The organism is Bradyrhizobium sp. KB893862 SZCCT0404 (assembly GCF_018130885.1).
In the GTDB taxonomy this organism is placed as follows: domain Bacteria; phylum Pseudomonadota; class Alphaproteobacteria; order Rhizobiales; family Xanthobacteraceae; genus Bradyrhizobium; species Bradyrhizobium stylosanthis.
Map to the genome: position 1 here is coordinate 92,788 of NZ_JAFCLT010000016.1, position 25,629 is coordinate 118,416.

Genomic DNA, 25,629 nt, shown 5'->3' on the forward strand with positions numbered 1-25,629 from the left:
ATCATGCGGCGAGAGACAGGATTTCGCGGATATCGGCGGGGCCGTCGATCTTGCGCGGGTTGCGCGGGATCCAGTTCGTGCGCATCGCCTGCTCGGCGATCGCATCGAAATGCTCCGGCGCGACGCGCACGTCCGCGAGGCTGCGCGGCATTCCGAGCGAGCGGATGAAGGCATCGAGCACGTCGGCGGCGTCACGGCCGGGGAAGCCCATGGCGGCCGCGACGATGACCTGCCGCTCGGCATTGTCGCGCGCATTCCAGCGCATCACCGCCGGCAGCATGACGCAGGAGGTGTAGCCGTGCGGCACGTCGAAGGCCGCCCCCAGCACGTATCCGATGCCGTGGCTGGCGCCCATCGGCACGCCGGCGGCGAGCGCCCCCATCGACAGCCAGGTTCCGATCTGCGCGTCCATCCGCGCGTCGAGATCGGACGGATCGGCCTTCACCCGCGGCAACGCGTCGGCGAGCATGGCAAGTCCTTTGACCGATTGCGCGTCGGCGTAAGGGTGCGTCTCGCGCGAGCAGATCGCCTCGACGCAATGATCGAGGGCGCGGATGCCGGTGGAGAGGAACAGCCATTCCGGCGTGTGCACGGTCATGGCGGGATCGAGGATGGTCGCGCGCGGCACGGCCAGCGGATGCCGCAGCATCTGCTTCACGTTCGAGCTACGGTCGGTCACGCCCGCGATTGAACTGAACTCGCCGCCGGCGATCGTGGTGGGTACGCTGACCTGGCGCACGGCCGGCGCATTCATCTCGGGTGCGACGCCCTTGTGCACGCGGATACGGTCGATGCCGTCGATCGTGTCGATGCCGTTGGCAAGGCAGATCTGCACCGCCTTGGCGCCGTCGGTGATCGAGCCGCCGCCGACGGTGACGATCAGGTCGGCGCCGGCTTCGCGCGCTGCATTGGTGGCGGCAATCACCGCCTCGCGCGGCGTGTGTGCCGGCATGGCGTCGAACAGGCCGGCGCAACGCGCGCCGAGCGCGTCCTTGATCTTCGTGATCTCGTCGGTCTGGCGGTTCAGCGTCCCCGAGACCATCAGGAAGGCGCGGTGCGTGTCCAGCCGGTCCATCTGTGCCACGATCGCGCCTGCCGCAGGCTGGCCGAACACGACCTCCTCGATCGCGCCGTAAACGACACGTCCCTGGTGCACGCCTGTCCTCCCCGGACAATTCGTCTTTGTTTTTGTGAGGGGAAGTCTAGCCGAGCCCGCCGCGTCCGTCATGCGCGAAGACGCTGGCCGTTTCGCTCCCTCGTCTCAAGCGTCCGCACCGTGATGGCCGGGCTTGTTCCGGCCATCCACGTCTTGTCCCGTGGCACCAAGAACGTGGATGCCCGGGACAAGCCCGGGCATGACGGAAATGGAGGCGCTCAACGACCCCGCCATTCATGAACCCCGCGAATAAGTCCATTCGCGTCTCGCCCACTTATCGTCGCGTGCGCAGCCGGCTATCTCCCTTGTCAACCCGCCATCCGGTCAGGGCGTCTGTCCAAGCATTGCGCGTGCATGGGTCTTGAAGAGTTCATCATTGCCGCCCATCCTGTAGGACCCGCGAACAGGCGAATACCCTGCATTTTCCGCGGCTTTTGATGCGAGGACTTGGGATGACCGGACCGGACGGAAGCGAGCCATATGTCAAAAAGCACGATTTCGTTAGGCCGAGGCATTACGCGCTAGCGGGTCTCCTCACCGCTTCATTTGCGCTCGCAGGTTGCGGCCAGCCGGCTTCGCAGGCTTCCGCGCCGCCGCCAGCGCCGGTCACGGTCGCCCAGCCGGTCAAGCGCACCGTCACCGATTGGGACGAGTTCACGGGACGCTTCGAGGCGGTCGAGGAGGTGCAGGTGCGCCCGCGCGTCGGCGGCTTCGTCAACTCCGTCGAATTCCAGGACGGCGCCATCGTGCACCAGGGAGACCTGCTCTATGTCATCGACCCGCGCCCATTCGAGGCGGTGGCTGAGCAGGCGGACGGCCAGCTCTCCGATGCCCGCGCCAAGGTGGAGCTTGCCAAGCGTGAGCTCGACCGCGGCCTGAACCTGGTTCAGACCAGCGCCGTCTCCGAGCAGGTCGTCGACCAGCGCCGCCAGGCTCTGCAGGCCGCGCACGCCGCGGAAGTGCAGGCCGCGGGCGCGCTGAAGGCCGCCCGGCTCAACATCGAGTTCACCCATGTGACCGCGCCGCTCACCGGCCGTGTCAGCCGCCATCTCGTCAGCCCCGGCAATCTCGTGCAGGGCAGCGACACCGGCACCTCGACGCTGCTGACCTCGATTGTCGCGCTCGATCCGATCTACGTCTATTTCGACATGGATGAGGCGACCTTCATCAAATACAGCAAGCTGTGGTTCGAGGGTAAGCGCCCGAGCTCGCGCGACACGGCGAACCCGGTGCAGGTAACGCTCGCCGGCGAGACCAAGGCCTCGCATGAGGGCACCATCAACTTCCTCGACAACCGCCTCGATGTCTCCACCGGTACGCTGCGCAGCCGCGCCGTGATCAAGAACACCGATCTGTCGATCCTGCCCGGCCAGTTCGGTCGCGTCCGCCTGATCGGCAGCGCGCCCTATGAGGCGCTGCTGATCCCCGATGTGGCCGTTGCGACCGACCAGTCCCGCAAGATCGTTTTCGTGGTCAAGCCTGACGACACGGTCGAGGCCCGCCCCGTGGTGCTCGGGCCGCTCGACGACGGCCTGCGCGTGATCCGCGAAGGGCTCAAGCCGGACGACCGCGTCATCGTCAACGGCATCCAGCGCGCCCGCGTCGGCGCCAAGGTTGCTCCGCAGACCGCGCCGGCTGGTGGCAAGTCATGAATCTCGGCCGTCTCTCTATCAATCAGCCCATCCTGGCGATGGTGCTGTCGATCGTGCTGCTGATTGTCGGCGCGCTCGCCTACACCACGCTGCCGGTGTCCGAATATCCGCAAGTGGTGCCGCCCACCGTGGTGGTCACCACGCAATATCCCGGCGCCTCCGCGCAGACCGTGTCCGACACGGTCGCGGCTCCCATCGAGCAGGAGATCAACGGCGTCGAGGACATGCTGTATCTCTACAGCCAGGCGACCTCGAACGGCCAGCTCACCATCACGGTCACCTTCAAGCTCGGCACCGACCTCGATAAGGCCCAGGTGCTCGTGCAGAACCGCGTCGCCATCGCGCAGCCGCGCCTGCCGGAAGAAGTCCAGCGCAACGGCGTCACGACGCGCAAGAACTCGCCCGACATCCTGATGGTCGTGTTCATGCTGTCGCCGGACGACACCTTCGACCAGCTCTACATCTCCAACTACGCGCTGCTGCAGGTCCGCGACCAGCTCCTGCGCATCGACGGCGTCGGCGACATCCAGATCTTCGGCGCCCGTGACTATTCGATGCGGCTGTGGCTCGATCCCGACCGCATCGCCAATCTCGGCCTGACCTCGACCGAGGTGCTGGCCGCGATCCGGGCCCAGAACGTGCAGATCGCGGGCGGTCAGATCGCCGAGCCGCCGATCGCCGACCGCGCCTTCCAGCCCAACCTGGTTTTCACGGGACGCCTGAAAGACCAGAAGCAGTTCGAGGACATCCTGATCAAGGCCGGCTCCGACGGCCGCACGGTACGCCTGCGCGACGTCGCCCGCATCGAGCTCGGCGCGCTCGCCTATTCCACCAACAGCTTCCTGCTGCGCAAATCGGCGGTCGCCATGCTGGTGACGCAGCGGCCGGGGTCGAACGCGCTCGCGACCGCGAAGAACATCTCCGACACCATGACCAAGCTGAAGGAGAGTTTCCCGAAGGGTCTCGACTACAATATCGGCTACAACCCGACCGAGTTCATCGCGCAGTCGGTCCATGAGCTGATCAAGACCATCTACGAGGCCATGCTGCTGGTGGTCATCGTGGTGCTGGTGTTCCTGCAGGGATGGCGGCCCGCGATCATTCCGATCATCGCGATCCCGGTCTCGCTGGTCGGCACCTTCGCGGTGATGGCGGCGCTCGGCTTCTCCATCAACAATCTCACGCTGTTCGGCCTCGTGCTCGCGGTCGGCATCGTCGTCGACGACGCCATCGTCGTGGTCGAGAATGTCGAACGCCATCTCGAACACGGCTTGAGCCGGCGCGATGCCGCGCTCAAGACCATGGAGGAGGTCGGCGGCGCGCTGGTCTCGATCGCGCTGGTGCTGTGCGCGGTGTTCGTGCCGACCGCCTTCCTCGGCGGCATCTCTGGCCAGTTCTTCCAGCAGTTTGCGGTCACCATTGCGGTGGCGACCGCGATCTCCTGCTTCTGCTCGCTGACGCTGTCGCCGGCATTGGCCTCGCTGATCCTGACGCCGCACGAGGAGAAGCGGCCGCCGGCCGCCTGGAACATCGTTGCGCGCGGCTGGAATGCCTTCACCGGCGTCTTCAACCGCATATTCGACCGGCTCTCGCACGGCTACGCCGGCCTCGCCAATTTCGTCATCCGCCATTCGGTGGTGATGCTGCTGGCCTACGTCGTGCTGATCGGCAGCGCCGGCTGGCTGATCGTGACCACCCCGCAGGGCTTCATCCCCGCGCAGGATCGCGGCTACGTCATCATCTCGGTGCAACTGCCCGGCGCGGCCTCGCTGGCGCGCACCACCGAGGTGGTGCGTGAGATCGAGCGGATCTCGCTGGATACGCCGGGTATTATCCGCGTCGCCGCCTTCGCCGGCTTCTCGGGCGCCACCCGCACGCAGGCCGGCAACGCGGCGGCGCTGTTCCCGGTGTTCGAGGAGCCCGAAGCGCGGATCAAGAAAGGGCTCACGGCGAACGCGATCACGGCCGAGCTGCGCAAGCGGCTTGCCGCGATCCAGGGCGCGTTCATCATCGTCATCCCACCGCCGGCCGTACCCGGCATCGGCACCGGCGGCGGCTTCACCATCCGCATCCAGGACCGGCAGGGCCGCGGTCCCGAAATGCTCGCCGCGGCCACCGACGAGCTCGTCGCCGCCGCGCGCAAATCGCACGCGCTGCTCGCTCCGACGGTGTTCTCGCCGTTCTCGGCCAACACGCCGCAACTGTTCGTCGACATCGACCGCACCAAGGCGCAGAAGCTCGGCGTGCCCATCGCCAACATCAACGACACGATCCAGACCTATTTCGGATCGACCTATGTCAACGACTTCAACCTGTTCGGCCGCACCTACCACGTCACCGCACAGGCCGACTTCCCATTCCGGAAGGAACCAAGCGACCTCTCGCGTCTGCGCACGCGCAACGCCTCGGGTGACATGGTGATGCTCGGCAGCGTGGTCGAGTTCAAGGACGTCTCGGGCCCCGACCGGGTCGCGCGCTACAATCTCTATGCGGCGTCCGAACTGCAGGGCGAGCCGGCGCCGGGCACCAGCTCGACCACCGCGCTCAACGCCATCAAGAAGCTCGCGGACGATACGCTGCCGAGCGGCTTCACCTTCGAATGGACGGATCTGTCCTACCAGCAGATCACCGGCGGCAATGCGGGCCTGCTTGTGTTCCCGATTTGCGTGCTGTTCGTCTATCTCGTGCTCGCCGCGCAATATGGCAGCTGGACGCTTCCATTCGCGGTCATCCTGATCGTGCCGATGTGTCTGCTCGCGGCCACCGTCGGCGTGCGCATCATGGGGCAGGACGTCAACATCCTGACCCAGATCGGCTTCGTCGTGCTGGTGGGATTGGCGGCGAAAAACGCGATCCTGATCGTGGAGTTCGCGCGCGACATCGAGAAGGAAGGCAAGCCACGGCTTGAGGCCGTGATCGAGGCCTGCCGCTTGCGCCTGCGGCCGATCCTGATGACGTCGTTCGCGTTCATTCTCGGCGTGCTGCCGCTGGTGGTCTCGACCGGCTCCGGCTCGGAGATGCGCCAGGCCGTCGGCGTCGCCGTCTTCTTCGGCATGATCGGCGTCACCCTGTTCGGGCTGCTGTTCACCCCGATCTTCTACGTGGTGGTGCGGAACCTGGCCGAGGGGCGGCAGGACAAGAAGCCGGAGGCGGTGGCGTAAGGCCGCTTCTGGCTATCGGCGTCTCCACAATCACAGTGTCGTCCCGGCGAAGGCCGGGACCCATAACCCCAGGAAGAGGTATGGGGCGAGCCGGTAACTCCGAGCCTCCGTAAAACCCCTGCTGCGGCGTATGGGTCCCGGCCTTCGCCGGGACGACACCATCCTTGTGGCAGGCTCACTTCATACTAACGACCAACATGCAATGGATGGGCAGGGGCGGGGTTGTTCACTAGTATCCGCGCGATTTCAAAACAGAAAACTGCTGGGAGCTCACAGATGAAATCAGCCCTTTTGGCCGCCGTCGCAACCTCGGCCCTGCTGCTGGCAGCGCCGGCCTCCGCGCAAGGCGTCAAGATCGGCATCCTCAACGACCAGTCCGGCGTCTATGCCGATTACGGCGGCAAATGGTCGGTCGAAGCGGCCAAGATGGCGATCGAGGATTTTGGCGGCGAGGTGCTCGGCCAGAAGATCGAGCTCGTCACTGCCGACCATCAGAACAAGCCTGACCTTGCCACCTCGATCGCGCGGCGCTGGTACGACGTCGAGAACGTCGACATGATCACAGAGCTGACGACCTCCTCGGTCGCGCTCGCGATCCACGAGCTCTCCAAGGAAAAGAAGAAGATCGACATCGTCGTCGGCGCCGCGACCTCGCGCCTCACCGGCGATGCCTGCCAGCCCTACGGCTTCCACTGGGCCTACGACACCCGCGCGCTCGGTGTCGGGACCGGCGGCGCGCTGACCAAGGCCGGCGGCGACACCTGGTTCTTCCTCACTGCTGACTACGCCTTCGGTTACGCGCTGGAGAAGGACACCAGCGAGATCGTCACCGCCAATGGCGGCAAGGTGGTCGGCTCGGTGCGCGTGCCGCTCAACTCCTCGGACTTCTCCTCCTTCCTGCTGCAGGCGCAGAGCTCGAAGGCGAAGATCGTCGGCCTTGCCAATGCCGGCCTCGACACCACCAACTCGATCAAGCAGGCGTCCGAATTCGGCATCGTCTCCGGCGGCCAGAAGCTCGCGGGCCTCCTGATGACGCTCGCCGAGGTGAACGGACTCGGCCTGCAGGCCGCGCAAGGCCTGGTGCTGACCGAGGCCTATTACTGGGACGTCAACGACAAGTCGCGTCATCTCGGCGAACGCTTCCTCAAGCGCACCGGGCGGATGCCGAACATGATCCAGGCCGGCACCTATTCGGCGACGCTGAGCTATCTCAAGGCCGTCAAGGCCGCCGGCACCAAGGATCCGGATGCCGTCGCCAAGAAGCTGAAGGAGCTGCCGGTCGACGACGACTTCGCGCAGGGCGGCAAGGTGCTCGAGAACGGCCGCATGGTCCACGACATGTATCTGTTCGAGGTCAAGAAGCCCTCGGAGTCGAAGAAGCCCTGGGACTATTACAAGCTGCTCGCCACCGTCCCCGGCGACAAGGCCTTTTTCACCGCCAAGGAAAGCGGCTGCCCGCTGACGAAGTAAGCCTCTCGTGTCCCGGACGCGCTGCAGCGTGAAACGCTGCTGCGCAGAGCCGGGACCCATGCTTCTCCAAACGTCGAGGCCCGACTGGGTCCCGGTTCAGCGGTGCAGCGTTACACGCTGCGCCGCGCCCGGGACAAGCGTGCGTGTACGGCAGCTTGGGTCTCACCTCACCAGCCGCACCACCACCGCGCCCAGCGCCCCCGCCCACAGTGTAAGCGCCGCGAGCGCCTGGATCGCAAAGCCCGGGCCGCGCTTTGCGGCGGCCTGCGAATAGCCGATGAAATAGACGATGCGGCCGATGATCCACACCGCGCCGATCCCGGCTGCAATGGCATCGCTGATATAGATCGCGAACAGCCAGAGCGCCGGCACGAAGATCGGCAGCCATTCCAGCGTGTTCGCCTGGATGCGGAAGGCGCGCTCGAAATCCGGGTGGCCCGACGTCGCCGGCACCTTGATGCCCGTCCTCGACCGCGCGCGTGAGACGTTGATGGTGACAAAGAGATAAAATGCGAGCGCCAGTAGCGTGACGAGGGCGGTGAGGTGATACATCGCGAATTTCCCCCAGGCGTTTTCGAGCGAAGTGGATACCGGTTCGTGTGAAGAAAACGCGTCAAACAAGAATCCAGACCGCGCCTCAATACCCGGTCAGCTCGAGATAGCCAACGCCGTCATGCGTGCCGGCAAAGCTGATCGGCCCTTCCCAATAGGAGAAGCCTGTTCCCATCCAGGCGTTCGGATTGAGCGGCTTGCACAGGATCGAGAACGATCGCGAGGGGATCGCGATCTGCCATTCCACCGGCAGCTTGCGCCCGGTAATCTCGACCGTCGCCTTCGGCATCATCTGGATGTCGCCGCCCGCGATCATCTGCGTCTCGCCGCTCGCGCTGATCCAGTTGCCGAACGGATAGTCTTTGCCGTCCTTCTGCCGCAGCCGGTACAGCATCAGCTTGTCGCCGGATGACAGATGCAGCGACAGCCAGTCCCAGCCGGTCTGGTCGGCATCGAGTGGCTGGCTGCTCCATTCGCGGTCCATCCAGGCTTGCCCTGTGACATCGACCGGCTTGTCGTCGATGGTGAGCGTGCCGCGAGCGCGGTAGAACGGCTGGCTGTAGTAATACGACGCCTGCCCGCGCTCCGACTTCCGGCTGAAGCCGCGATCGCCCTGCAGCACCACCGGGCGATCGGCGTCGAGCGTCAGCGCGTAACTGAAATCCGTGCCGGAGGCCTTCAGCGTCAGCGGTGCGAGCGTGCGATCGTCGGTGCGCTCGGAGCCCTTCATCTCCCAATCGTCGATCCAGGCCGCAAACGGCTTTGCCGTGACGCCGGCCTGCCCGATCCCGCCGCGCGAAAACAGCTCGTTGAAGCGATGGGTGCCGGCGCGCGTCACCGCGGCATGCGCCATCCAGATCTGCTGGTTGGCCCAGCCTTCGCCTTGCGGACCCGGCTGTGCCGCCTGGCGGAACAGCGTCCATTGCAGGCCGCAAGGAGCGCCGCTCCCGTCCGTGAGGTTCGCCGTGAGATACCACCACTCGATGCGAAACTCCGGATGCGGCCCGTGATCTCCGGGGAAGGTGAACGTTTTCCCCGGCGTCACCTTCGCAAAGCCGTCGGCGGTCTCGCCGAGCCCGGCATAGCCTTGCGCTTGCGCCCGGCGCGCGAGCGCGAGAGCGGCGATGCCGCCGGCGAAGGCGCGCCGCGAGATCCCGTCAGCGCTCATTGGCAAACACCTTGACGAGATTGTCCGGCTGCATCCGCGCCAGCCGCAGCATCGGCAGCAGTGCGGCCAGCAGCGAAGCGAGCAGCGCCACCGCGACCAGCTCGATCAGCTGCAGCGGAAACACATGGAACGGCAGCCGCCAGCCGAACGCCTTCACATTGACGATCGCGATCAGGCACCACGCCACCAGCAGTCCGAGCGGCACCGCCAGAAGTGCAGTGAACAGTGCCACCGACAGCGTCTTGGTCAATTCGATCGCGGCAAGGCGCGGCCGCGTGATCCCGATCGCCCACAACGGGGCAAGCTGCGGCAGGCGCGAATTCGCCAGCGTCAGCAGGCTGGTGAGCAGCGCGATGCCGGCGACGCCGAGCGTGAACGCGTTCAGCGCGGATGTGACCGCAAAGGTGCGGTTGAAGATGCGGATCGATTCCGCCTTCACCGTCGCCTGGTCGGCGACGCTGCGGTCGTCGAGCGCGAACTGCTTCTGCAGGGCCGCGATCAGGCCGGGGATGTTCTCCTTCGCGACGATCAGCCCGATCCGCGTTTGCGGCGTCTGCGGGAATTGCCGGATCAGCGCCGCGACGTTCACCGCGAGCTGCCCCTTGGGATTGCCGTAATCCGCATAGATGCCGACGATGTCGAGCTCCCAGGTCCCGCCCGGCGCCGGCACCGCGATGACGTCGCCGACGCGGACGTTGAGGCGGCGGCTCAGCTGCTCGCTGATGAAGGCGGCGTTGCCCGGTATGAGCTGCGTCCAGGCGCGCGGCGCGGCCTCCAGCAGCGGCCAGCGCTCGCGATAGAGCGCATGATCGGGCAGGCCGAGCAATTCCACCGGCTGGCCCTGCACTTGCGTCTCGGCGCGGCCGCCCGACAGGATCGCCTGAACGTCGCCGCGCTGCTGCAGCCAGTTGCGGATCGCAACGCCTTGCGCGTTGTCGGAGGCGCTGATGTAGACATCGGCCGCAAGCCGCCCGTTGAGCCAGCCGATGAAGGTGCGGCTGAACGTCTCCACCATGGTGGACACCCCGACATTGACGGCGAGCGCGAGCAGCAGCGCCATCAGCGCCAGCGACAGCCCGGAGAGCTGCTGCCGGCTGTCCGCCCAGAACCAAAGCGCAAGCGGCCCGCGCGCGGTGCGCTGGCCGATCAGCAGGATGATCTCGAGGAAGGCCGGCAGGATCAGCGCCGCACCCAGCATCAGCGCCGCCAGCACGCCGAAACCTGCGATCAGCGACACGCCGTAATGGAGCAGCAGCAGCGCGACCGCGAACACGGCGCAGGCCGCCAGGCTCTGCAGGACCAGCCAGCGGCGCTGCCGCTGCTGCCAGGCGCGCGGCTGCGCGGTGGCCAATACCGGCATCCTGATCGCCTTGACCAGGCTGGTCGCCGCCGCAACCAGCGCGCCGGCAACGCTGATGCCGATGCCGGCGAGCCACCATTCGCTGCGCAAGGAGAGCTGCCCCGGGATCTGCGCGCCATAAAGCCCGCGCAGCGACGCCGCGACATCGGGCAACAGCGCGGCCGCGATGAAATAGCCGCAGACCAGCCCGATCAGACCCGCGACCAGCGCCAGCGCCACCAGCTCGACCACCAGCACCGTGTTCACCAGCCGCGCCGAGGCGCCACAGGCCCGCAAGGTCCGCAGCATCGGCAGCCGCTGCTCGAAGGCAAGGCCCACGGCCGAGTTGACGATGAAGAGGCCGACGAAGAACGACAGCAGGCCGAAGGCGGTGAGGTTGAGATGGAAACTGTCGGTGAGACGCTCCAGCTCGGTCTCCGCGTTCGGCTCAACCCGCTGCAGCTGCTCGCCGACGACGCTTTGCAGCGGCGCCGGCTTGCCCTTCGGCTTGCCGATCAGGAGCCGGGACACCTGGTCCGGCTTGTTCAACAGGCGCTGGGCCACGCCGATGTCGACCACCAGCACGTCAGGCACCAGTTGCGGCAGCACGTGCAACGGCGGCAGCTTGGCGCCGCTGCTGATCGGCGGCGCCACACCTTCGGTTTCCTGCAGATCGCTCAGCGTCTCCCGCGACACCAATGTCTGGCCCGGCGGCGCGACGAAGCTGCGCAAATCCGAGGCACCAAGGCGCGGCGCGTTGCCGACATCGACCGGCAGCGTCACCGGCTCGATGCCGAGCAGCCGCACCGAGCGTCCATTGACCTGGATGCGTCCCTCCAGCACGGGCGATACCGGCCAGCCCTCCCGGCGCAGCTTGACGAACAGCTCCTGCGGAAACGTCGCCGCATTTGGCGCCACCAGCATCGCGGTGCGCGCGCCGCCAAAGGTCGCCGCGGCACGGTCATAGGCATTGCGGGCCTGCTGGTTGATCGCCTGCACGCCGCTCCACAGCGCGGTCGCCGCGATCAGCCCGATCAGCAGCGTCGCGAACTGCATCCTGTGCCGCCGCCAATGGCTCAGGAGCACGGCGAGGACCCAGAGCGCGCGTCTCATGCGATCCGTCCCGCATGCAGGGTGAGGTGACGGTCGAGCGTGCCGGCCAGATGCAGACTGTGCGTCACCATCAGGAAGCCGCAGCCGGTGCGCGCGACGAGGTCGCGCGTCAGCGCCAGCACGTCCTCGGCGGTATCTTCGTCGAGATTTCCGGTCGGCTCATCCGCGAGCAGCAGCGAAGGCTTTGTCGCCAGCGCCCGGCCGATCGCGACCCGCTGCTGCTGGCCGCCCGACAATTGCTCCGGATAACGCTTGAGGAGACTGCCGAGCCCGAGCCGCTCGATCAGCTCTTTTGACCACGCCGCATCATGCCGGCCGGCGATCCGCGCCTGGAAGGCCAGATTGTCCGCGACCGACAGGCTCGGGATGAGGTTGAACTGCTGGAAGACCAGCCCGATCCGGTCGCGCCGCAAGCCGGCGCGCCCCGCGTCCGAGAGTTTTGTGACCTCGATATCCTCCAGCCGGATCGAGCCGCCATCGGCGGCATCCAACCCGGCGATCAGGTGCAGCAGGGTGCTCTTGCCGCTGCCGGATTCGCCGGTCAGCGCGACCCGCTCGCCGGCCTTGAGGTCGAGGTCGACGCCGCGCAGCACATGGACCGGCTCGCCGGCCGAGGAGAAGGACTTTGAGAGGTTTCGAATGCTCAGCAAGATTGATGCGCCGGACGGAATTAACTCAATGCTGCGTAGCACACCTGCCGTGGAAATGCCGGGGTTGCGTTGGCTTTCAAGCCGTTGTTAGCTCCCAAGACGGCCAAATCAAAAAGGCCGACCAAATACATACGGGGAGAACGATGAGCGCTCAGGGAACGCCCGAAATGGGCCGGACGGCAGGGGATTCCAAGGTAACGCCGAAGGGCGCCTGGACCGTCACATTTCTCCTCTTTCTTTTCATGGTGGTGAACTTCGCGGACAAGATCGTCGTCGGCCTCGCCGGCGTGCCGATCATGACCGACATGAAGCTCAGTGCCGAGCAATTCGGCCTGCTCGGGTCCTCGTTCTTCTTCCTGTTCTCGATCTCGGCCATCGTGGTCGGCTTCATCGTCAACAAGGTGCCGACGCGCTGGGTGCTGCTGACGCTGGCCGTGATCTGGGCGCTGGCGCAGTTTCCGATGGTCGGCACCGTCTCCTTCACCACGCTCCTGATCTGCCGCATCGTGCTGGGTGCCGGCGAAGGCCCGGCCTTCTCGGTCGCCGCGCACGCGATCTACAAGTGGTTCCCCGACGAGAAGCGCACGCTGCCGACCGCGATCCTGTCGCAGGGTTCGGCCTTCGGCGTCATCCTCGCCGTGCCGGCGTTGAACTGGGTCATCGTCAACCACTCCTGGCACTACGCCTTCGGCGCGCTCGGCGTCGTCGGCCTGATCTGGGTCTGCGCCTGGCTCGCGCTGGGCAAGGAAGGCCCGCTGGAGGACACCCAGCTTCTCGCCGCCACCGAGCCGAAGATTCCCTATGTGCAGCTGCTGACCTCGCGCACCTTCGTCGGCTGCGTCGTCGCGACCTTCGGCGCCTATTGGGCGCTGTCGCTCGGCCTCACCTGGTTCACGCCCTTCATCGTCAAGGGCCTCGGCTTCTCGCAGAGCCAGGCCGGCTTCATCTCGATCCTGCCCTGGGTGTTCGGTGCGACCATCGTCATCCTCACCGGCTGGATCTCGCAGGTGATGATGGCGCGCGGCTACACCACGCGCATCTCGCGCGGCGTGCTCGGCTCGGTGCCGCTGATCATCGGCGGCCTGATCCTCGCCGGGATGGCGCATGTGCAGGGCCCGGGCCTGCAGATCGCGCTGCTCGTCGTTGGCTCCGGCCTGTGCGGCGCGATCTATGTGGTCTGCCCGCCGATGCTCGGCGAGTTCACCCCGGCCTCGCAGCGCGGTGCGGTGATCGCGATCTACGGTGCGCTCTACACGCTCTCGGGCATCATCGCGCCCAGCGTGATGGGCACGGTGATCCAGCGCTCCGGCAGCATGCTCGACGGCTACATGACCGGCTTCACCATCAACGCGGTGGTCATGGCCGCCTCCGGCGTGATCGGCCTGCTGCTGCTGTGGCCGAACACGGAAAAGGCCAGGCTGACGCGCGGTGCGGCTCCGCAAGGAACGTCGCTCAAGGGCGCGGTCTCGCCGACGTAAGGGCTGGCTGCTCGCCCCAACCACAACTGTCGTCCCGGCCTAGTGCGCAATTGCGCACTAGGCCGGGACGACAGCGAGATTGAGGCGCGGGCTACGCGCCTCACAAGCGCCGCGCCTAATTCACCCCCTGCGCGCCACGAATCAGCTTCCCCGGCCGCCGTCCCGTCGCCTCGCCGTGCCGCCGCGTCACCACGCCCGACACGATCGTCGCCTCGTAGCCGTCGACATCCTGCAGCAGCCGGCGCCCGCCGACCGGCAGGTCGTAATGTACCTTCGGCGGATGCAGATGCAGGCGGTCGTAATCGATCACGTTGACGTCGGCCTTGTAGCCGGGCGCGATCAGCCCGCGGTCGGTGAGGCCGACCGAGAGCGCGGTCTTGCGCGACTGCGCCGCGACCACGAACGGAATCGTCAGCTTCTCGCCGCGCTTGCGGTCGCGCGTCCAGTGCGTCAGCAGATAGGTCGGGAAGCTGGCATCGCAGATGATGCCGCAATGTGCGCCGCCGTCGGACAGGCCCGGCACCGATTGCGGATCGATCAGCATCTCGCGGGTCGCGTCGAGATTGCCGTCGGCATAGTTGAGGAAAGGCACGTAGAGCATGCCCTTGCCCTCGTCCGACAGCATCGCATCATAGGCGAGCTCCTCCGGCTGCCGTCCCTGCCTGCGCGCCTGCGGTCCCAGCGCATTCTCCGGCGGCTGCTCGTAATCGGGGGGATCGCCGAGCAGGAACATCTTGTCGTAGTTGGGCCGGAAGAACAGCGGATCGTCGGTCGCGGTCGCGGTCTCGCTCAGGATTGCCTTGCGCACATCGGCCTGGTGCAGCCGGGCCAGCCGCTCCTTCAGCGGCAGATGCGCGATCGCCTGGTAGCTCGGATGGGTCTGGAACGGATTGCGCGACAGCTCGAGCCCCAGCAACAGGCCGACGGGCCGCGCCGCGATCTGCGCGGTGATGGAGAGGCCGCGTTTTGCTGCCGCATTGATCGCGTCCAGCGTCTGGCGCCAGCGGTTCGGCGATTTGTCGTTCTGCGTAATCGAGAACGAGATCGGGCATTTTGTCTGGTCCGCCACCCGCAGCATCATCGGCAAATCTTCGTGGATGGTGGATAGATCGAGCACGAATTGCAGCACGCTGCGGCCCTGCCGATGCATCGCGCCCGCGATCGCGGTGAGCTCGTCCTCGCCGGCCTTCAGGGTCGGCGTGAAGTCGCCGGTCGAGGTGCGGTGGTTGAGCGTGCGCGAGGTCGAGAAGCCGAGCGCGCCGGCGCGCACGGCTTCGCCCGCGAGCTTTGCCATCGTCGCGTTGTCCTCAGGCGTCGAGGGGTCGCGCCGCGCGCCGCGCTCGCCCATGACATAGACGCGAAGCGCCGCATGCGGCAGCTGTGCGCCGACGTCGATGTCGAAATCGCGTTTCGACAGCCAGTCCATGTAGTCCGGGAAACTCTCCCAGGCCCAGGGAATGCCGGCGCTCAAGACCGGCTCGGGAATGTCCTCGACGCCTTCCATCAGCTGGATCAGGCGGGTGTGATCGGCCGGCTTGCACGGTGCAAAGCCGACCCCGCAATTGCCCATGATCGCGGTGGTGACGCCGTTCTGCGATGACGGGGTGATGTCCTGGCTCCAGGTGACCTGCCCGTCATAGTGCGTGTGCACGTCGACGAAGCCCGGCGTCACCAGCTTGCCGCGCGCGTCGATCTCTTCGCGGCCCTTAGCCGAGACCTTGCCGACCTCGCTGATCCTGCCGCCGGTGATGGCGACGTCGGCCTCGAACAGCTCGCCGCCGTGGCCGTCCGCAACGGTGCCGCCGCGGATCACGAGATCAGGGGTGCTCATGGTGTTTCTTCCCGTTTTGTTGTTTTGCGTTTTCTATCCGTCGTCCCGGACAAGCGCAGCGAAGCGGAGCGCAGATCCGGGACCCATAGCCACAGGGAGGTGTTTGACGAAGACTCGGAGTGACCGGTCTCGTGCCGCAAGTTCTCCCTGTGGTTATGGGTCCCCGCCTTCGCGGGGACGACATGTGAGTTTGTAGCGATACCGACCGATCAACTGGCCTTCGCCGGCTTCCGTTCCGTGAACGGCGACAGCACCACCGTCGCGACCATGAAGATCACCGACGCGCCGAACACCCAATGCGGCGCGTTCTGGTCCATGATCCAGCCGAACAGCAGTGGTGAGACGATGCCGCCGAGATTGAAACCGGTAGAAACGATACCGAAGGCGCGTCCCGCAGCGCCGGCGGGCGCGGCGTTGCGCACCAGCATGTCGCGCGAGGGCGCGATGACACCGGAGAGGAAGCCAGCGGTGGCCATCGTGGCGGTCAGTGCCCAGACAGGCAGCGTCACCAGCGCGATCATCAGCACGATCGCCGCGTTCACGGCAAAGCAGGCCGCGGCGACATAGCCATGGTGCTTGGTGTAGTCGGCGAGGAAGCCGCCCGCGAGAACGCCCGCGGCGCTGCAGCCGAGGAACGCCGTCAGCATGACGTTGGCCGAGGAATAGGACGCGCCATAGCCGCTCATCAGCGCGACCACGCCGAAATTGTTGATGCCCGCGACCGACAGGCTGAGCAGCATGAACAGCGCGGTCAGCATCATCAGCGCCGGCGTGATGACGGCCTGCTTCGGTGCGTTCTCCGCGCCCGGCTTCTTCTTATGGGCGCCGGCATCGGGAATGTTCATGGCGATCAGCAGCACCGCTACCAGAACGGCGATCGCGCCCGAGGCGATCAGCGCGCCGGTGCCGCCGGACATCGTGACCAGCGCCGCGACGATTGCCGGTGCCACCGCGCCGCCGAGAAAGCCCGCGAATGTGTGGATCGAGAAAGCGCGGCCCATCCGCGCCTCGTCCATGTGCTCGGCGAGGATGGCGTAGTCGGCGGGGTGATAGACGCTGTTGGCGAGCCCGAGCAGCACGGCGCAGGCGATCAGTGAGACGTAGCTGAGGTGCAGGCCGAGCAGGATCAAAGCAAGGCCGCCAAGCGTGAGCCCGGCCAGCAGGATCTTCCGCGCGCCAAAATGATCGACGAGATACCCGGTCGGCGCCTGCGTCAGGCCGGACACGACCGCGAACACGGTCAGCGCGAAGCCGAGCTCGATATAGCCGACGCCGAGCCTCTCCTTGAGGAACGGAAACAGCATCGGCAGGACCAGCAGATGGAAATGGCTGACCCAGTGCGCGATCGAGATCCCCGTCAGCGTGCGCAGCGCACTGTCCGCCTTGCCTTGCTGCGGTGCGGCGAGAACGTCGACCATTGCAGTTCCGTTTCACTCCCGATGGACGCGCAAACTATCGGGGACAGCGGTTATTTGTCCATGAACGCAGGCGCATGGCAGGTAGCGCGGGTGGGGTGCTGCGCTCTTGCTCAACGGTCCGGCGGGGCAAACTGCGCTCCCTCCCCCCTTGCGGGGGAGGGCGGTAGTCCAGGAAAAGGTCTTCGTTATCGCGAACAAGTCTTCTGCGCGATCGATGGAGTCCCCGTGTGGCACCCCTCTCCCTAACCCTCCCCTGCAAGGGGGGAGGGAACGCACCATTTGTGAGACAAGCTTACGCGCTCACAACGGCTCGTCATCATTCCCGTAGCGATCGCGCTTCGGCGTGGCGAAGTCGCCGTCTTCGTCATCGTCGTCGCTCTCGCGCGGCGGCATGGGCTTCTTCGCCCTGTCATCCGCCGTCTTCGGCGGTCTGCTCGGCTTGGAGGTCTCAATCCCGGTCTTGTTGGCGGTCTTGGCCATGGCTGGTCCCGGATGGTGATGCTGCATCCGAATCTATCCGCCAAATATGAGCGGAACCTGACTTATCTCAAGGGGGTGCGACGCGGCCGTCAGTGCAAGACCGGGCCGCCCGCCTTCTTCCAGGCATCGATGCCGCCGGCGATATGGGCGGTGTTGAGCAGGCCGGCGTCCTTGGCCGCCGCAACCGCCATCGCCGAGCGCTCGCCGAAGGCGCAGAAGAACACGACGCGGCGTCCTGTTGCGGCCGCGACCTCGCGCAACATGCCGCCGGGCTTCAGGCTCTCCTCGACACTGGGATAGGGCGTGTGCAATGCGCCCTCCAGCATGCCGTGCTTGATCCGCTCATTGGTCTCGCGCAGGTCGACCAGGAGGATGTCGGGCCGGCCGAGGATGCGGATCGCGTCGACGGCGCTGAGCGCGCGGCCTTCTTTCTCCAGCGCCTCCTGATGCAGGCCGACATGCATGTTGGCGGGCACCGCCACGTCCATCATCTTCGGATTGGGCAGCTTCAGGTTCGCCATCAGCTCGATATATTCGTCGACCGAGCGCACCTGGAGCCGCGGATTGTAGCGCTTCTCCTCGCCGATGGTGGAGACGGTGTCGCCCTTGTAGTCATGCGCCGGGAACACCATCGTCTCGTCCGGCAGCTTCAGCAGGCGGTTGAAAATCGATTCATACTGCGCGCGCGACGAACCGTTCTGGAAATCGGTGCGGCCGGTGCCGCGGATCAGCAGCGTGTCGCCGGTGAAGACGCGGTCGCCCATCAAATAGGAATAGGAATCGTCGGTGTGGCCCGGCGTGTACATCACGTCGAGCGACAGGCCCTCGATCGTCACCTTGTCGCCGTCGGCAACCCGCATCGCCACCACGTCGGCCTTGGTCTGGTCGCCCATCACCGTCATGCAATGGGTGCGGTCGCGCAATTCGCCGAGCCCGGTGACGTGGTCGGCATGCAGATGGGTGTCGACGGCCTTGACCAGCTTGAGGTCGAGCTCGCGCAGCAGCTGGCAATAGCGGTCGACCTTCTCCAGCACGGGATCGAGGATCAGCGCCTCGCCGCCGGGGCGGCTGGCGAGGACATAGCTGTAGGTGCCCGAAACGCTATCGAAGAGCTGGCGGAAGATCATGGCAGGACCCGGCGGCTTGGAACTGATTTCGAGGATTCTACTACGTTGCGGGCCGGAAAGAGAAGTAATTCACTGCAATGAAGAGGTAATTTGGAAGATTTTTATTCCGCGGGGTGCGGGGCGGGCGGCTCTGAGAACTGTGAGGGACGCCATCATGCCGTCCCACCCATTGCTGTCATTCCCCGCGAATGCGGGGAATCCAGTACGCCGCGGCCTGTCCGTACCCCGCACCTTCCCGGAGTACTGGATCGCCCGCCTTCTCTTCGGTCTAAACACTTCGCGGGCGATGAGACCGTATGTGACGAGAGACAACGCCCCCTACGGCCGCACCAACGTGTACCCGTTCTCCGCCAGGAACAGGATCTGCCCGACCCCCACCTGCACCGGCGTTGCCGCCGGGATGAACTCCGGCCGCTTGCCCGTCTCGCGTTCGAGCGTGTCGACCGTGTTGAGGCAGATGTCGAAACGCACGCCCTGCGCGATCAGGCTCTCGACCTGCTTGCGGCGCTCGCTGCCTGACAGCAGCAGATCGATGCCGGGGCCGAACGCCACCACCTCGATCGCGATCTTGTCGGGATCGTAGGCCTTCAGCAGGTTGTTGGCGACGCTCAGCACCAGCGCCTGCTTCCTCGCATCGCCGTCGGAGAGCTGCAGCACGATCTTGTGCTCGGCGAAGGGCTTGTCCTGGAGCTGCACCTGCTGGGCAAAGGTCTGTGGCATCCAGGCGAGCAGCGCCAGCAGCATCGCGCAAAAGACCTTCGACCGCATCATGCCTATCCCGCAATGCCCGGGTTGCCGTCGACGCCCTGCAGCGCGACGCCGGAGCCTAGTCGCTCCTGAAGCATCCGGCCCGAACGCAGATATTTGCCGACCACGTCCCATACCGGCGCGCCCTGCTGACCATTGACCGAGGCCCAGCCAGCGACCTTGTAGCGATGGCCGGCGCTGATCGCCTTGCCGTTGTTGAGCTTCAGCTCCGAGATACGGCTGCCGATCGCATTCGTCGGCGTGCAGGTGTAGCTGAGCCCGCCGGCACGCACCATGTCGCCGCCCTGCTGGTAATAGGGATCGGCGTTGAAGAGATTGTCGCAGACGTCTTCCATCACGGTCTTGATCTCTGCGCCCGTCATCTCCTGCACATAGGTCTCGGGATAGGTGATGGCGGTTTCCGCGAGCAGGTCCTCCATGGTGATCGCCTGGCCCGACAGCGCGGTGACGCCCCAGCGGAAGCCGGGCGACAGCGCGATCTCGGCATCGAGCTCGGTGCGCAGCGCGGTGCAGATCAATTCGTCCATGGGCCCGGTGAAATTGCCGCGGCGATAGAGCAGCCGGTCGGGCGTCGCGATCTTCTCCGACCAGTCGGAGACGTGCGGCGCACGAACCCGGCCGATCAGCTCGGCCATCCCGGGATCGGCTTTCAGCAGCTCCGAATAGACCGGCAGCAGATGATAGCGGACGTCGCTGACCTTGCCCTTGTCGAGCGCAAGGTCGAGCACGCCCAGGAATTTGCCGTTGGAGCCGGCATTGGTGACGAGCGTCGTGCCGCCGGCGTTCTTCACGGCGATCGGCTGCGGCACGGCATCATGGGTGTGGCCGCCAAGGATGACGTCGATGCCGGTGACGCGGCTGGCGAGCTTGAGATCGACATCCATGCCGTTGTGCGACAGCAGGACGACGGCATCGACCTTGTCGGTGCCGCGCAAGGCATCGACATGCTTCTGCAGCTCCTCCTCGCGGATGCCGAAGGTCCAGTCGGGCGTGAAGCGCTTGGGATGCGCGATCGGCACGTAAGGAAAGGCCTGGCCGACGATCGCGACCCGATGACCGCCGAGCTCCTTGATCATGGACGGCTTGAAGACGCGCCCGCTCGCGGGGTCGAAGGCGCGGGCGTCGTTGAACGCGGCTTCCTCGGTCAGGAAAACGTTCTGCGCCAGGAACTCGCCCTTGAAGCGCTCGAGATTGTCGCGCAGCGCCTGCTCGCCATAGGTGAATTCCCAATGCCCGGTCATCGCCTCGATGCCGAGCAAATTGGCGACCTCCACCATGTCGCGGCCCTGCATGACGTTGGCAAGCCCGGTGCCCTGCCAGAGATCGCCGCCGTCGACGAGCAGCGAATCTTTTTCGCCGACGTCGCCGCGCAGGCGGTCGACCAGCGTCTTCAGATGGGCGAAGCCGCCGAGCTTGCCGAAACGGCCGGCGGACTTCTCGAACTCGAAGCAGGTGAAGGCATAGGCATCGGCGCTGTCGGGCCGGATGCCGAACCGCTCCAGGAAGGCGCGCCCGACCAGATGCGGCGGCCGTCCCGCCATCTCACCGATGCCGATATTGACGCTGGGCTCGCGGAAATAGACCGGGTTGAGCTGCGCATGCGCGTCGGTGATGTGCAGGATGCGCGCGTTGCCGAACCGTTCGAGCTCGTAGATACTCGCGGTCTCGGTGCCGCGCGCAAGCCGGGGCAGGCTGAGCGATGCGGCGGCAAGGCCTGCAGCCCTCAGGAAATCGCGGCGGCGGATGCCCATCTCGAATTCTCCGCGCCCCTAACTAACGACGGTCCGACAGTTTCACGGCAGCCAGTCTAGCGGATTTCCATCGCCTTCCAGGCGTCTTTTTCAGACGCCGCCTGGAAGATCGAGGCCTTCGCCAGCGCTTCGGCCTCCTTCGCCGCAGCGGTTGCGCGGTCGAAGTCGCCGCCGTCGGCAGCCTTCTTGGCCGCCGCCAGCGCGGAAACGGTCACGGTCCATTGATTGCGCATGCCGGCTGCCTCCTTGGAGGCGGCTTCGGCAGCGGCATAGGCCGCCTTGTAGTCCGCCTCGTTGGCCGCGCGCGCGGACGGCGCAAGGCTCGAGGTCAGCAGCATCGCGAGGAGAAGTGACCGCTTCATGGCCGCGCTCCCGGGCCCGAAATCGGCAGTCCGTTGGCGACGTAGGAGAGGAAATATTCGACGTCGCGATATTCATCCGCCTGCGGCTCCAGCGGAACCGCGCGGGTCTGGCTGTTGCAGGTGACGAAGCGGCGGCTGGTCGTACCCATGCCGCTCCATTCGGAGCGGTAGATCGGCATCGCGTTCAAAATGCCGAGCGCGGGCGCCAGGATCTCGGCGCGGATGCGCTCGCCCGGGCTCTGCACGTGACAGCTCGCACAGGAGAAATTCATCTGGCCGCGGCGGGTGTAGAAATAGCGCTTGCCGTTCTCGAACGCCGCGAGCGCGCGGGGATCATCGGGAATCTTGATGTCCATCAGCTTGCCGCGCGAGGTGTAGGCCATGTAGGCGGTCAGCGAGGCCATCTCGTCCTTGACGTAGGAATAGGGCTGCTCCCCATTGGCCTCGCGGCAGCGGTTGAGCGCGAGCTCCAGCGTGACGACCTTGCCTTCCTTCTCGTCGAAGTAGGGATAGTTCTGGCGGATGCCGACGCCGCCGTTCGGGAAGCAGTCGGCATAGGTCTTGCCGTTCTTGAACGGGGTCGCGAACATTTCCTTGCCGGCGTCGAGTGCGAACTCGTAGGGCGGGAATTCCTCCTTCTCCTGCCACTGCCGCTTCATGTCCTCGTTCATGGAATAAGGACCGTTGACGAAATCCTCGTGCTTCACGTTCGGAAACTTCTGGAAGAAGAAGTTCTGGAACGCCTTGGCGTCAGCGACGGGATCGACCTTGTCGGCCGCGACCACGCGCGGAGAGGTCAGCGCGAACGCGACCAGCGCGGCGCTGAGCGAGCCAAGAAGGAGATGGATGCGGGCCTTCATCACGCGATCTTCGCGGTGGTCGTGTCCGAGCCGCCCTTGTTGTCGGTCCAGGAGATCTTGAGCTCGTCGCCCTTCTTGGCGCCCTTGAAGCTGAACTTCACATAGGGGTCCTTGGAGACCGCGGTGCCCCAATCGGCGACGAACACGTCCTTGCCGTTACATTCGAACTTCAGCTGCTGGATGTAGTGTGCCGGGATCAGCTCGCCCTTGGAATCCTTGACGAGGCCGGTGTCCATGGGGTGCTGGATCAGGGCCTGCACCTCGGTGATGTCGCCGTTGGCGGTCGCGCGGACGCGAATGCTGGATGCCATCTCGGTTCTCCCTAGCCGCCGCAGCCGCCGACGGTGACCTTCACTTCCTTGGTCGCGCTGTAGAGCTTGCCGTCGGCCTCGACGATCGCGACCACATTGGTGGTCTTGGCCATCTTCAGCCGGTTGGCGACGGCAGGGATGGTGCCGTCGGGAATCCTGTAGCTCGCCGCGAGCGCGAACGGGTTCTCTGCGACGAAGAACGAGATCGAGGTGACCTTGTCGAGCGACGTCGTCACCGAGATCGGCACCACGCCGCCGTTCTCGGCGATCTCGGGCGCATCGAGATTGATCTTGTCGGACGGCTCGGCGGTCTTGCCATAGAGCGCCTTGATCGCGTCGGTCTCGTTCTTCTGCTTGAAGGCCTCTTCCGGATATTTGTCGTTCGCCGCCGCAAGCGCAGGGCTCGCGCCGAACGGCAGGTTGCCGAGGCCCAGCAGCGCGACGCCGGCTGCGCCCTGAAGGATCAGGCGCCGCGTCGGAAGAGGGCCGGTGGTCGTGGTCATCTCAAATCTCCTGGCGATCTCTTGGCAGCCGGCGGTCACAGGGTCTGCAGGAAATCAACGATCGCGCTGATCTCCTGCTCGGTCAAAATCCTGTTGCGGCCGAACGGCGGCATCATGGTCTGGGGATTGCGCTTGGTCTCGTCGAAGATGATCGCGACCAGCTCGTTGCGATCAGGGTATTTTGATTTGATGTCCTTCAGCTCCGGACCGATCGTTCCCGGCAGGTCGCCGCCCTTGATGACGTGGCAGGTCAGGCAATTGCCCTTGCCGCGGTCGAAGGCGAGCTTCTGGCCGTCGGCAACAGCGGATTGCGCCCGTGCCGGGCCGGCAAGGCCGGCTGTGATGGCCAGCAGGAGGAACAGGAGGGACATCCGGGAAAGGGCGGTCAATGCGTCATTCCGAGGCGTTGCGGCGATGGTTCGATCGCGGAAATATAAGCGTTCCAAAGCACAAAGGGCCGCACCTGACAATCAAGACTATGCACGCGGCAAAATGGAGTTAATATCTTCCGCATTGCAACTAAAGAGATTATTTGTTCGGCCGATTTGGCCCGGGCGTTAAGAGTAATGGTGCGGGCCGGCCGTTTCCGGGGCGTTTGGGCGCTCATGCCGTTTTCATCGCGTTCTCGTTTTTTCAAGGGGACCTCACTTGGCTGAATATGTCGTCGAATTTGGCAGGGACGGCGGACGGGTCGAACCCGACGGGCGCCTCGATGCGCCGGCTTTCCATCGCAATCACGAGCCGCTCTGGGCGGCGCTGGGGAAGCATCTGGCGGGTGCCACCGGGAACGTGGTCGAGGTCGGCAGCGGAACCGGCCAGCACGTGGTCCATTTCGCCCGGCATACGCCCGGTCTCGTCTGGTGGCCGAGCGATCTCAACCAGCGGCATGTGAAGAGCATCGAGGCCTGGCGGGTCCATTCGGGCCTGCAGAACATCCGCTCTCCCTTGCGGATCGATCTCACCGATCCCGACTGGTGCCCGGAGATGCGAAGCGGGCAGGGGCCGGCCAGCCTCGCCGCCGTGTTCTGCGCCAATGTCATCCACATCGCGCCATGGTCCGTGGCCGAAGGCCTGTTCGCCGGCGCCGGCCGCTATTTGCGCGCCGACGGCAAGCTGTTCCTCTATGGCCCCTTCAAGCGCGACGGCAAGCACACCGCGCTCAGCAACGCCGTGTTCGACACCTCCTTGCGCGAAGGCAATCCCGACTGGGGCGTGCGCGACATCGGCGATGTCGAGACGCTGGCGAAGGCGGCAGGCCTCAGCCTCATCGATACGATCGAGATGCCCGCGAACAATCTGACGCTGGTGTTTGCGCGGGGTTGAGGCGCTGCCAGACTTGGGTCTGGGTGCATGCCACTACGGCGGTGCGCTCCCTCCCCCCTTGCGGGGGAGGGCAGGGGAGAGGGGTAGCCCAGCAAACGGTCTATCCATCTGCGATCACGCCGTGCTCCCGCACATCGAGAGGATCCCCGTGTGGTACCCCCTCTCCCTGCCCCTCCCCCGCAAGGGGGGAGGGAATGAGAGGGCGGTGCTCGCCTTACGTCGTGATGATGAGAGCGCGAAGCAGCAGCGCTGCCGCGTCTCGCGGCCTCATCCCGCATGCCGTGCGATGAATTCGGAAATGAGGGCCGTAACCTCCGCCGGGCGCTCCAGGCTTGGGACATGCGCGGCGCCCGACATCTCGCGCTTCTCCGCGTCCGGTACGACCGCGGCGATGTGGCGGCAGCGGTCCTGGACGTAGGGGAAATCGAGGTCGCCCCACACCACGAGAGTCGGCACTGCGACATCGCTGAGCCGGTCGAAGAAGGGCCGAATGTCGACGTCCGCCCCGAACGGCGGGGATCGGAGCGCGATGCCGTTCATGTCGAGGAACAGATCGCGCGCAGCACCCGCGACGCGGCCTTCGTGCGCCAGCGGGCCATCCAGCCAGAGACGCGCCTTCATCGCGTTTATCCGATCGAGATCGCCGGACGCCTCGGCCTGCTTCGATTGCGTCATCAGCTTCTCGATGTCGGGCGTGTAGGTCGGATCGGGCGCGCCCGCGGCATTGGGGGCAATCAGGACGAGGGCGCGAACGCGCGACTTGTATCGGATCGCTGCGTCGAGCGCGATGCGGCCGCCGAGGGAGCAACCGACGAGAATTGCGGGCTTGCCGTCCGCGGTTGCGTCCAGCACCGCGACGAGATCTGCGAGGGCGGAGAAATCCTCCGGCTCGGCACGTGTTTCGCCGAAGCCGCGCCGGTCGTAGGCGACCGCCTTGTGGGTGGCGCCGATTGCATCCAGTTGGGCGCGCCACATGCGCCGGTCGCACACATTGGCATGAAGAAAGATAGTGGCAGTGCCGCGGCCTACGACCTCTGTGGCAAGTCGGGCGCGACCGGAAGCAACGAACTGCATTGATGGCATATCCGCAACGGATGAGGTTGCCGACCAGCGTAGAAGGGATTAATCGCGCCAAGAACCCTGGTCGTCTGCATGG

22 protein-coding genes are annotated in these 25,629 nt (G+C 65.7%); 5 read left to right on the plus strand and 17 right to left on the minus strand.

Annotation, left to right across the window (positions count from 1 at the left end; all coding sequences use genetic code 11):
* Window position 1 precedes the first annotated feature (1 nt).
* On the minus strand, window positions 2–1,156 hold the full coding sequence (locus JQ617_RS37630) for an iron-containing alcohol dehydrogenase (protein ID WP_212030754.1): 1,155 nt from the start codon (window positions 1,154–1,156) through the stop codon (window positions 2–4).
* 452 nt (window positions 1,157–1,608) lie between these two features.
* On the opposite strand from JQ617_RS37630, the gene JQ617_RS37635 reads away from it, so the two are divergent.
* From JQ617_RS37635 to JQ617_RS37645, 3 genes are all read left to right on the plus strand, one after another.
* Window positions 1,609–2,808, plus strand: a complete 1,200-nt coding sequence (locus tag JQ617_RS37635; RefSeq protein WP_212030755.1) for an efflux RND transporter periplasmic adaptor subunit — start codon at window positions 1,609–1,611, stop codon at window positions 2,806–2,808.
* Complete coding sequence (locus JQ617_RS37640; RefSeq protein WP_212030756.1) at window positions 2,805–5,969, plus strand: efflux RND transporter permease subunit; 3,165 nt, start codon at window positions 2,805–2,807, stop codon at window positions 5,967–5,969. The genes JQ617_RS37635 and JQ617_RS37640 overlap by 4 nt, the downstream gene beginning before the upstream one ends.
* A gap of 276 nt (window positions 5,970–6,245) precedes the next feature.
* Window positions 6,246–7,439 (plus strand): ABC transporter substrate-binding protein, encoded by a 1,194-nt coding sequence (locus JQ617_RS37645; protein ID WP_212030757.1) that lies wholly within the window; start codon window positions 6,246–6,248, stop codon window positions 7,437–7,439.
* A gap of 162 nt (window positions 7,440–7,601) precedes the next feature.
* Here the strand turns inward: JQ617_RS37645 and JQ617_RS37650 are convergent, their stop codons facing one another.
* The 4 genes from JQ617_RS37650 to JQ617_RS37665 all read right to left on the minus strand — a co-directional run bounded on the left by JQ617_RS37650 (window position 7,602) and on the right by JQ617_RS37665 (window position 12,261).
* Window positions 7,602–7,991 carry an MAPEG family protein gene (locus tag JQ617_RS37650; protein ID WP_212030758.1) on the minus strand — a complete coding sequence of 130 codons (390 nt, stop codon included), beginning with the start codon at window positions 7,989–7,991 and terminating at the stop codon, window positions 7,602–7,604.
* 85 nt (window positions 7,992–8,076) lie between these two features.
* Complete coding sequence (locus JQ617_RS37655) at window positions 8,077–9,159, minus strand: lipocalin-like domain-containing protein (protein ID WP_212030759.1); 1,083 nt, start codon at window positions 9,157–9,159, stop codon at window positions 8,077–8,079.
* Window positions 9,149–11,611: an FtsX-like permease family protein gene (locus tag JQ617_RS37660; RefSeq protein WP_212030760.1), complete on the minus strand. Its 2,463-nt coding sequence runs from the start codon at window positions 11,609–11,611 to the stop codon at window positions 9,149–9,151. Before JQ617_RS37660 ends, JQ617_RS37655 begins: the two co-directional genes overlap by 11 nt.
* Window positions 11,608–12,261: an ABC transporter ATP-binding protein gene (locus tag JQ617_RS37665; RefSeq protein ID WP_212030761.1), complete on the minus strand. Its 654-nt coding sequence runs from the start codon at window positions 12,259–12,261 to the stop codon at window positions 11,608–11,610. Before JQ617_RS37665 ends, JQ617_RS37660 begins: the two co-directional genes overlap by 4 nt.
* Before the next feature lie 143 nt (window positions 12,262–12,404).
* On the opposite strand from JQ617_RS37665, the gene JQ617_RS37670 reads away from it, so the two are divergent.
* The gene (locus tag JQ617_RS37670; RefSeq protein WP_212030762.1) at window positions 12,405–13,739 is read left to right on the plus strand and encodes an MFS transporter; all 1,335 of its coding nucleotides are present in this window, start codon (window positions 12,405–12,407) and stop codon (window positions 13,737–13,739) included.
* A 115-nt stretch (window positions 13,740–13,854) separates the two neighbouring features.
* Here the strand turns inward: JQ617_RS37670 and JQ617_RS37675 are convergent, their stop codons facing one another.
* The 11 genes from JQ617_RS37675 to soxX form a co-directional block, all read right to left on the minus strand.
* The gene (locus JQ617_RS37675; protein ID WP_212030763.1) at window positions 13,855–15,570 is read right to left on the minus strand and encodes an N-acyl-D-amino-acid deacylase family protein; all 1,716 of its coding nucleotides are present in this window, start codon (window positions 15,568–15,570) and stop codon (window positions 13,855–13,857) included.
* Window positions 15,571–15,779: 209 nt separating this feature from the next.
* Window positions 15,780–16,988: an MFS transporter gene (locus JQ617_RS37680; RefSeq protein ID WP_212030764.1), complete on the minus strand. Its 1,209-nt coding sequence runs from the start codon at window positions 16,986–16,988 to the stop codon at window positions 15,780–15,782.
* Between the two features lie 300 nt (window positions 16,989–17,288).
* Window positions 17,289–17,468: a hypothetical protein gene (locus JQ617_RS37685; RefSeq protein ID WP_212030765.1), complete on the minus strand. Its 180-nt coding sequence runs from the start codon at window positions 17,466–17,468 to the stop codon at window positions 17,289–17,291.
* A gap of 89 nt (window positions 17,469–17,557) precedes the next feature.
* Complete coding sequence (locus JQ617_RS37690) at window positions 17,558–18,595, minus strand: MBL fold metallo-hydrolase (protein WP_212030766.1); 1,038 nt, start codon at window positions 18,593–18,595, stop codon at window positions 17,558–17,560.
* Window positions 18,596–18,913: 318 nt separating this feature from the next.
* On the minus strand, window positions 18,914–19,366 hold the full coding sequence (locus JQ617_RS37695; protein ID WP_212030767.1) for a DsrE family protein: 453 nt from the start codon (window positions 19,364–19,366) through the stop codon (window positions 18,914–18,916).
* Window positions 19,367–19,368: 2 nt separating this feature from the next.
* Window positions 19,369–21,114 (minus strand): thiosulfohydrolase SoxB, encoded by a 1,746-nt coding sequence (gene soxB / locus JQ617_RS37700; RefSeq protein ID WP_212030768.1) that lies wholly within the window; start codon window positions 21,112–21,114, stop codon window positions 19,369–19,371.
* 56 nt (window positions 21,115–21,170) lie between these two features.
* Window positions 21,171–21,476 carry a hypothetical protein gene (locus JQ617_RS37705; RefSeq protein WP_212030769.1) on the minus strand — a complete coding sequence of 102 codons (306 nt, stop codon included), beginning with the start codon at window positions 21,474–21,476 and terminating at the stop codon, window positions 21,171–21,173.
* Window positions 21,473–22,336 carry a sulfur oxidation c-type cytochrome SoxA gene (soxA, locus tag JQ617_RS37710; protein WP_212030770.1) on the minus strand — a complete coding sequence of 288 codons (864 nt, stop codon included), beginning with the start codon at window positions 22,334–22,336 and terminating at the stop codon, window positions 21,473–21,475. The genes JQ617_RS37705 and soxA overlap by 4 nt, the downstream gene beginning before the upstream one ends.
* On the minus strand, window positions 22,336–22,647 hold the full coding sequence (soxZ, locus tag JQ617_RS37715) for a thiosulfate oxidation carrier complex protein SoxZ (RefSeq protein ID WP_212030771.1): 312 nt from the start codon (window positions 22,645–22,647) through the stop codon (window positions 22,336–22,338). Before soxZ ends, soxA begins: the two co-directional genes overlap by 1 nt.
* Window positions 22,648–22,658: 11 nt before the next feature.
* A complete protein-coding gene (gene soxY / locus JQ617_RS37720) occupies window positions 22,659–23,150 on the minus strand; it encodes a thiosulfate oxidation carrier protein SoxY (RefSeq protein WP_212030772.1) in 492 nt (163 codons plus the stop codon).
* A gap of 35 nt (window positions 23,151–23,185) precedes the next feature.
* Window positions 23,186–23,521 carry a sulfur oxidation c-type cytochrome SoxX gene (gene soxX / locus JQ617_RS37725; protein ID WP_502754914.1) on the minus strand — a complete coding sequence of 112 codons (336 nt, stop codon included), beginning with the start codon at window positions 23,519–23,521 and terminating at the stop codon, window positions 23,186–23,188.
* Window positions 23,522–23,798: 277 nt separating this feature from the next.
* Between soxX and JQ617_RS37730 the strand changes: the two genes are divergently transcribed.
* Window positions 23,799–24,473, plus strand: coding sequence for a DUF938 domain-containing protein (locus tag JQ617_RS37730; protein WP_212030774.1), 675 nt, complete (start codon window positions 23,799–23,801; stop codon window positions 24,471–24,473).
* A 267-nt stretch (window positions 24,474–24,740) separates the two neighbouring features.
* On the opposite strand, the gene JQ617_RS37735 is transcribed toward JQ617_RS37730, so the two are convergent.
* The gene (locus tag JQ617_RS37735) at window positions 24,741–25,556 is read right to left on the minus strand and encodes an alpha/beta fold hydrolase (RefSeq protein ID WP_349630676.1); all 816 of its coding nucleotides are present in this window, start codon (window positions 25,554–25,556) and stop codon (window positions 24,741–24,743) included.
* Window positions 25,557–25,629: the final 73 nt, after the last annotated feature.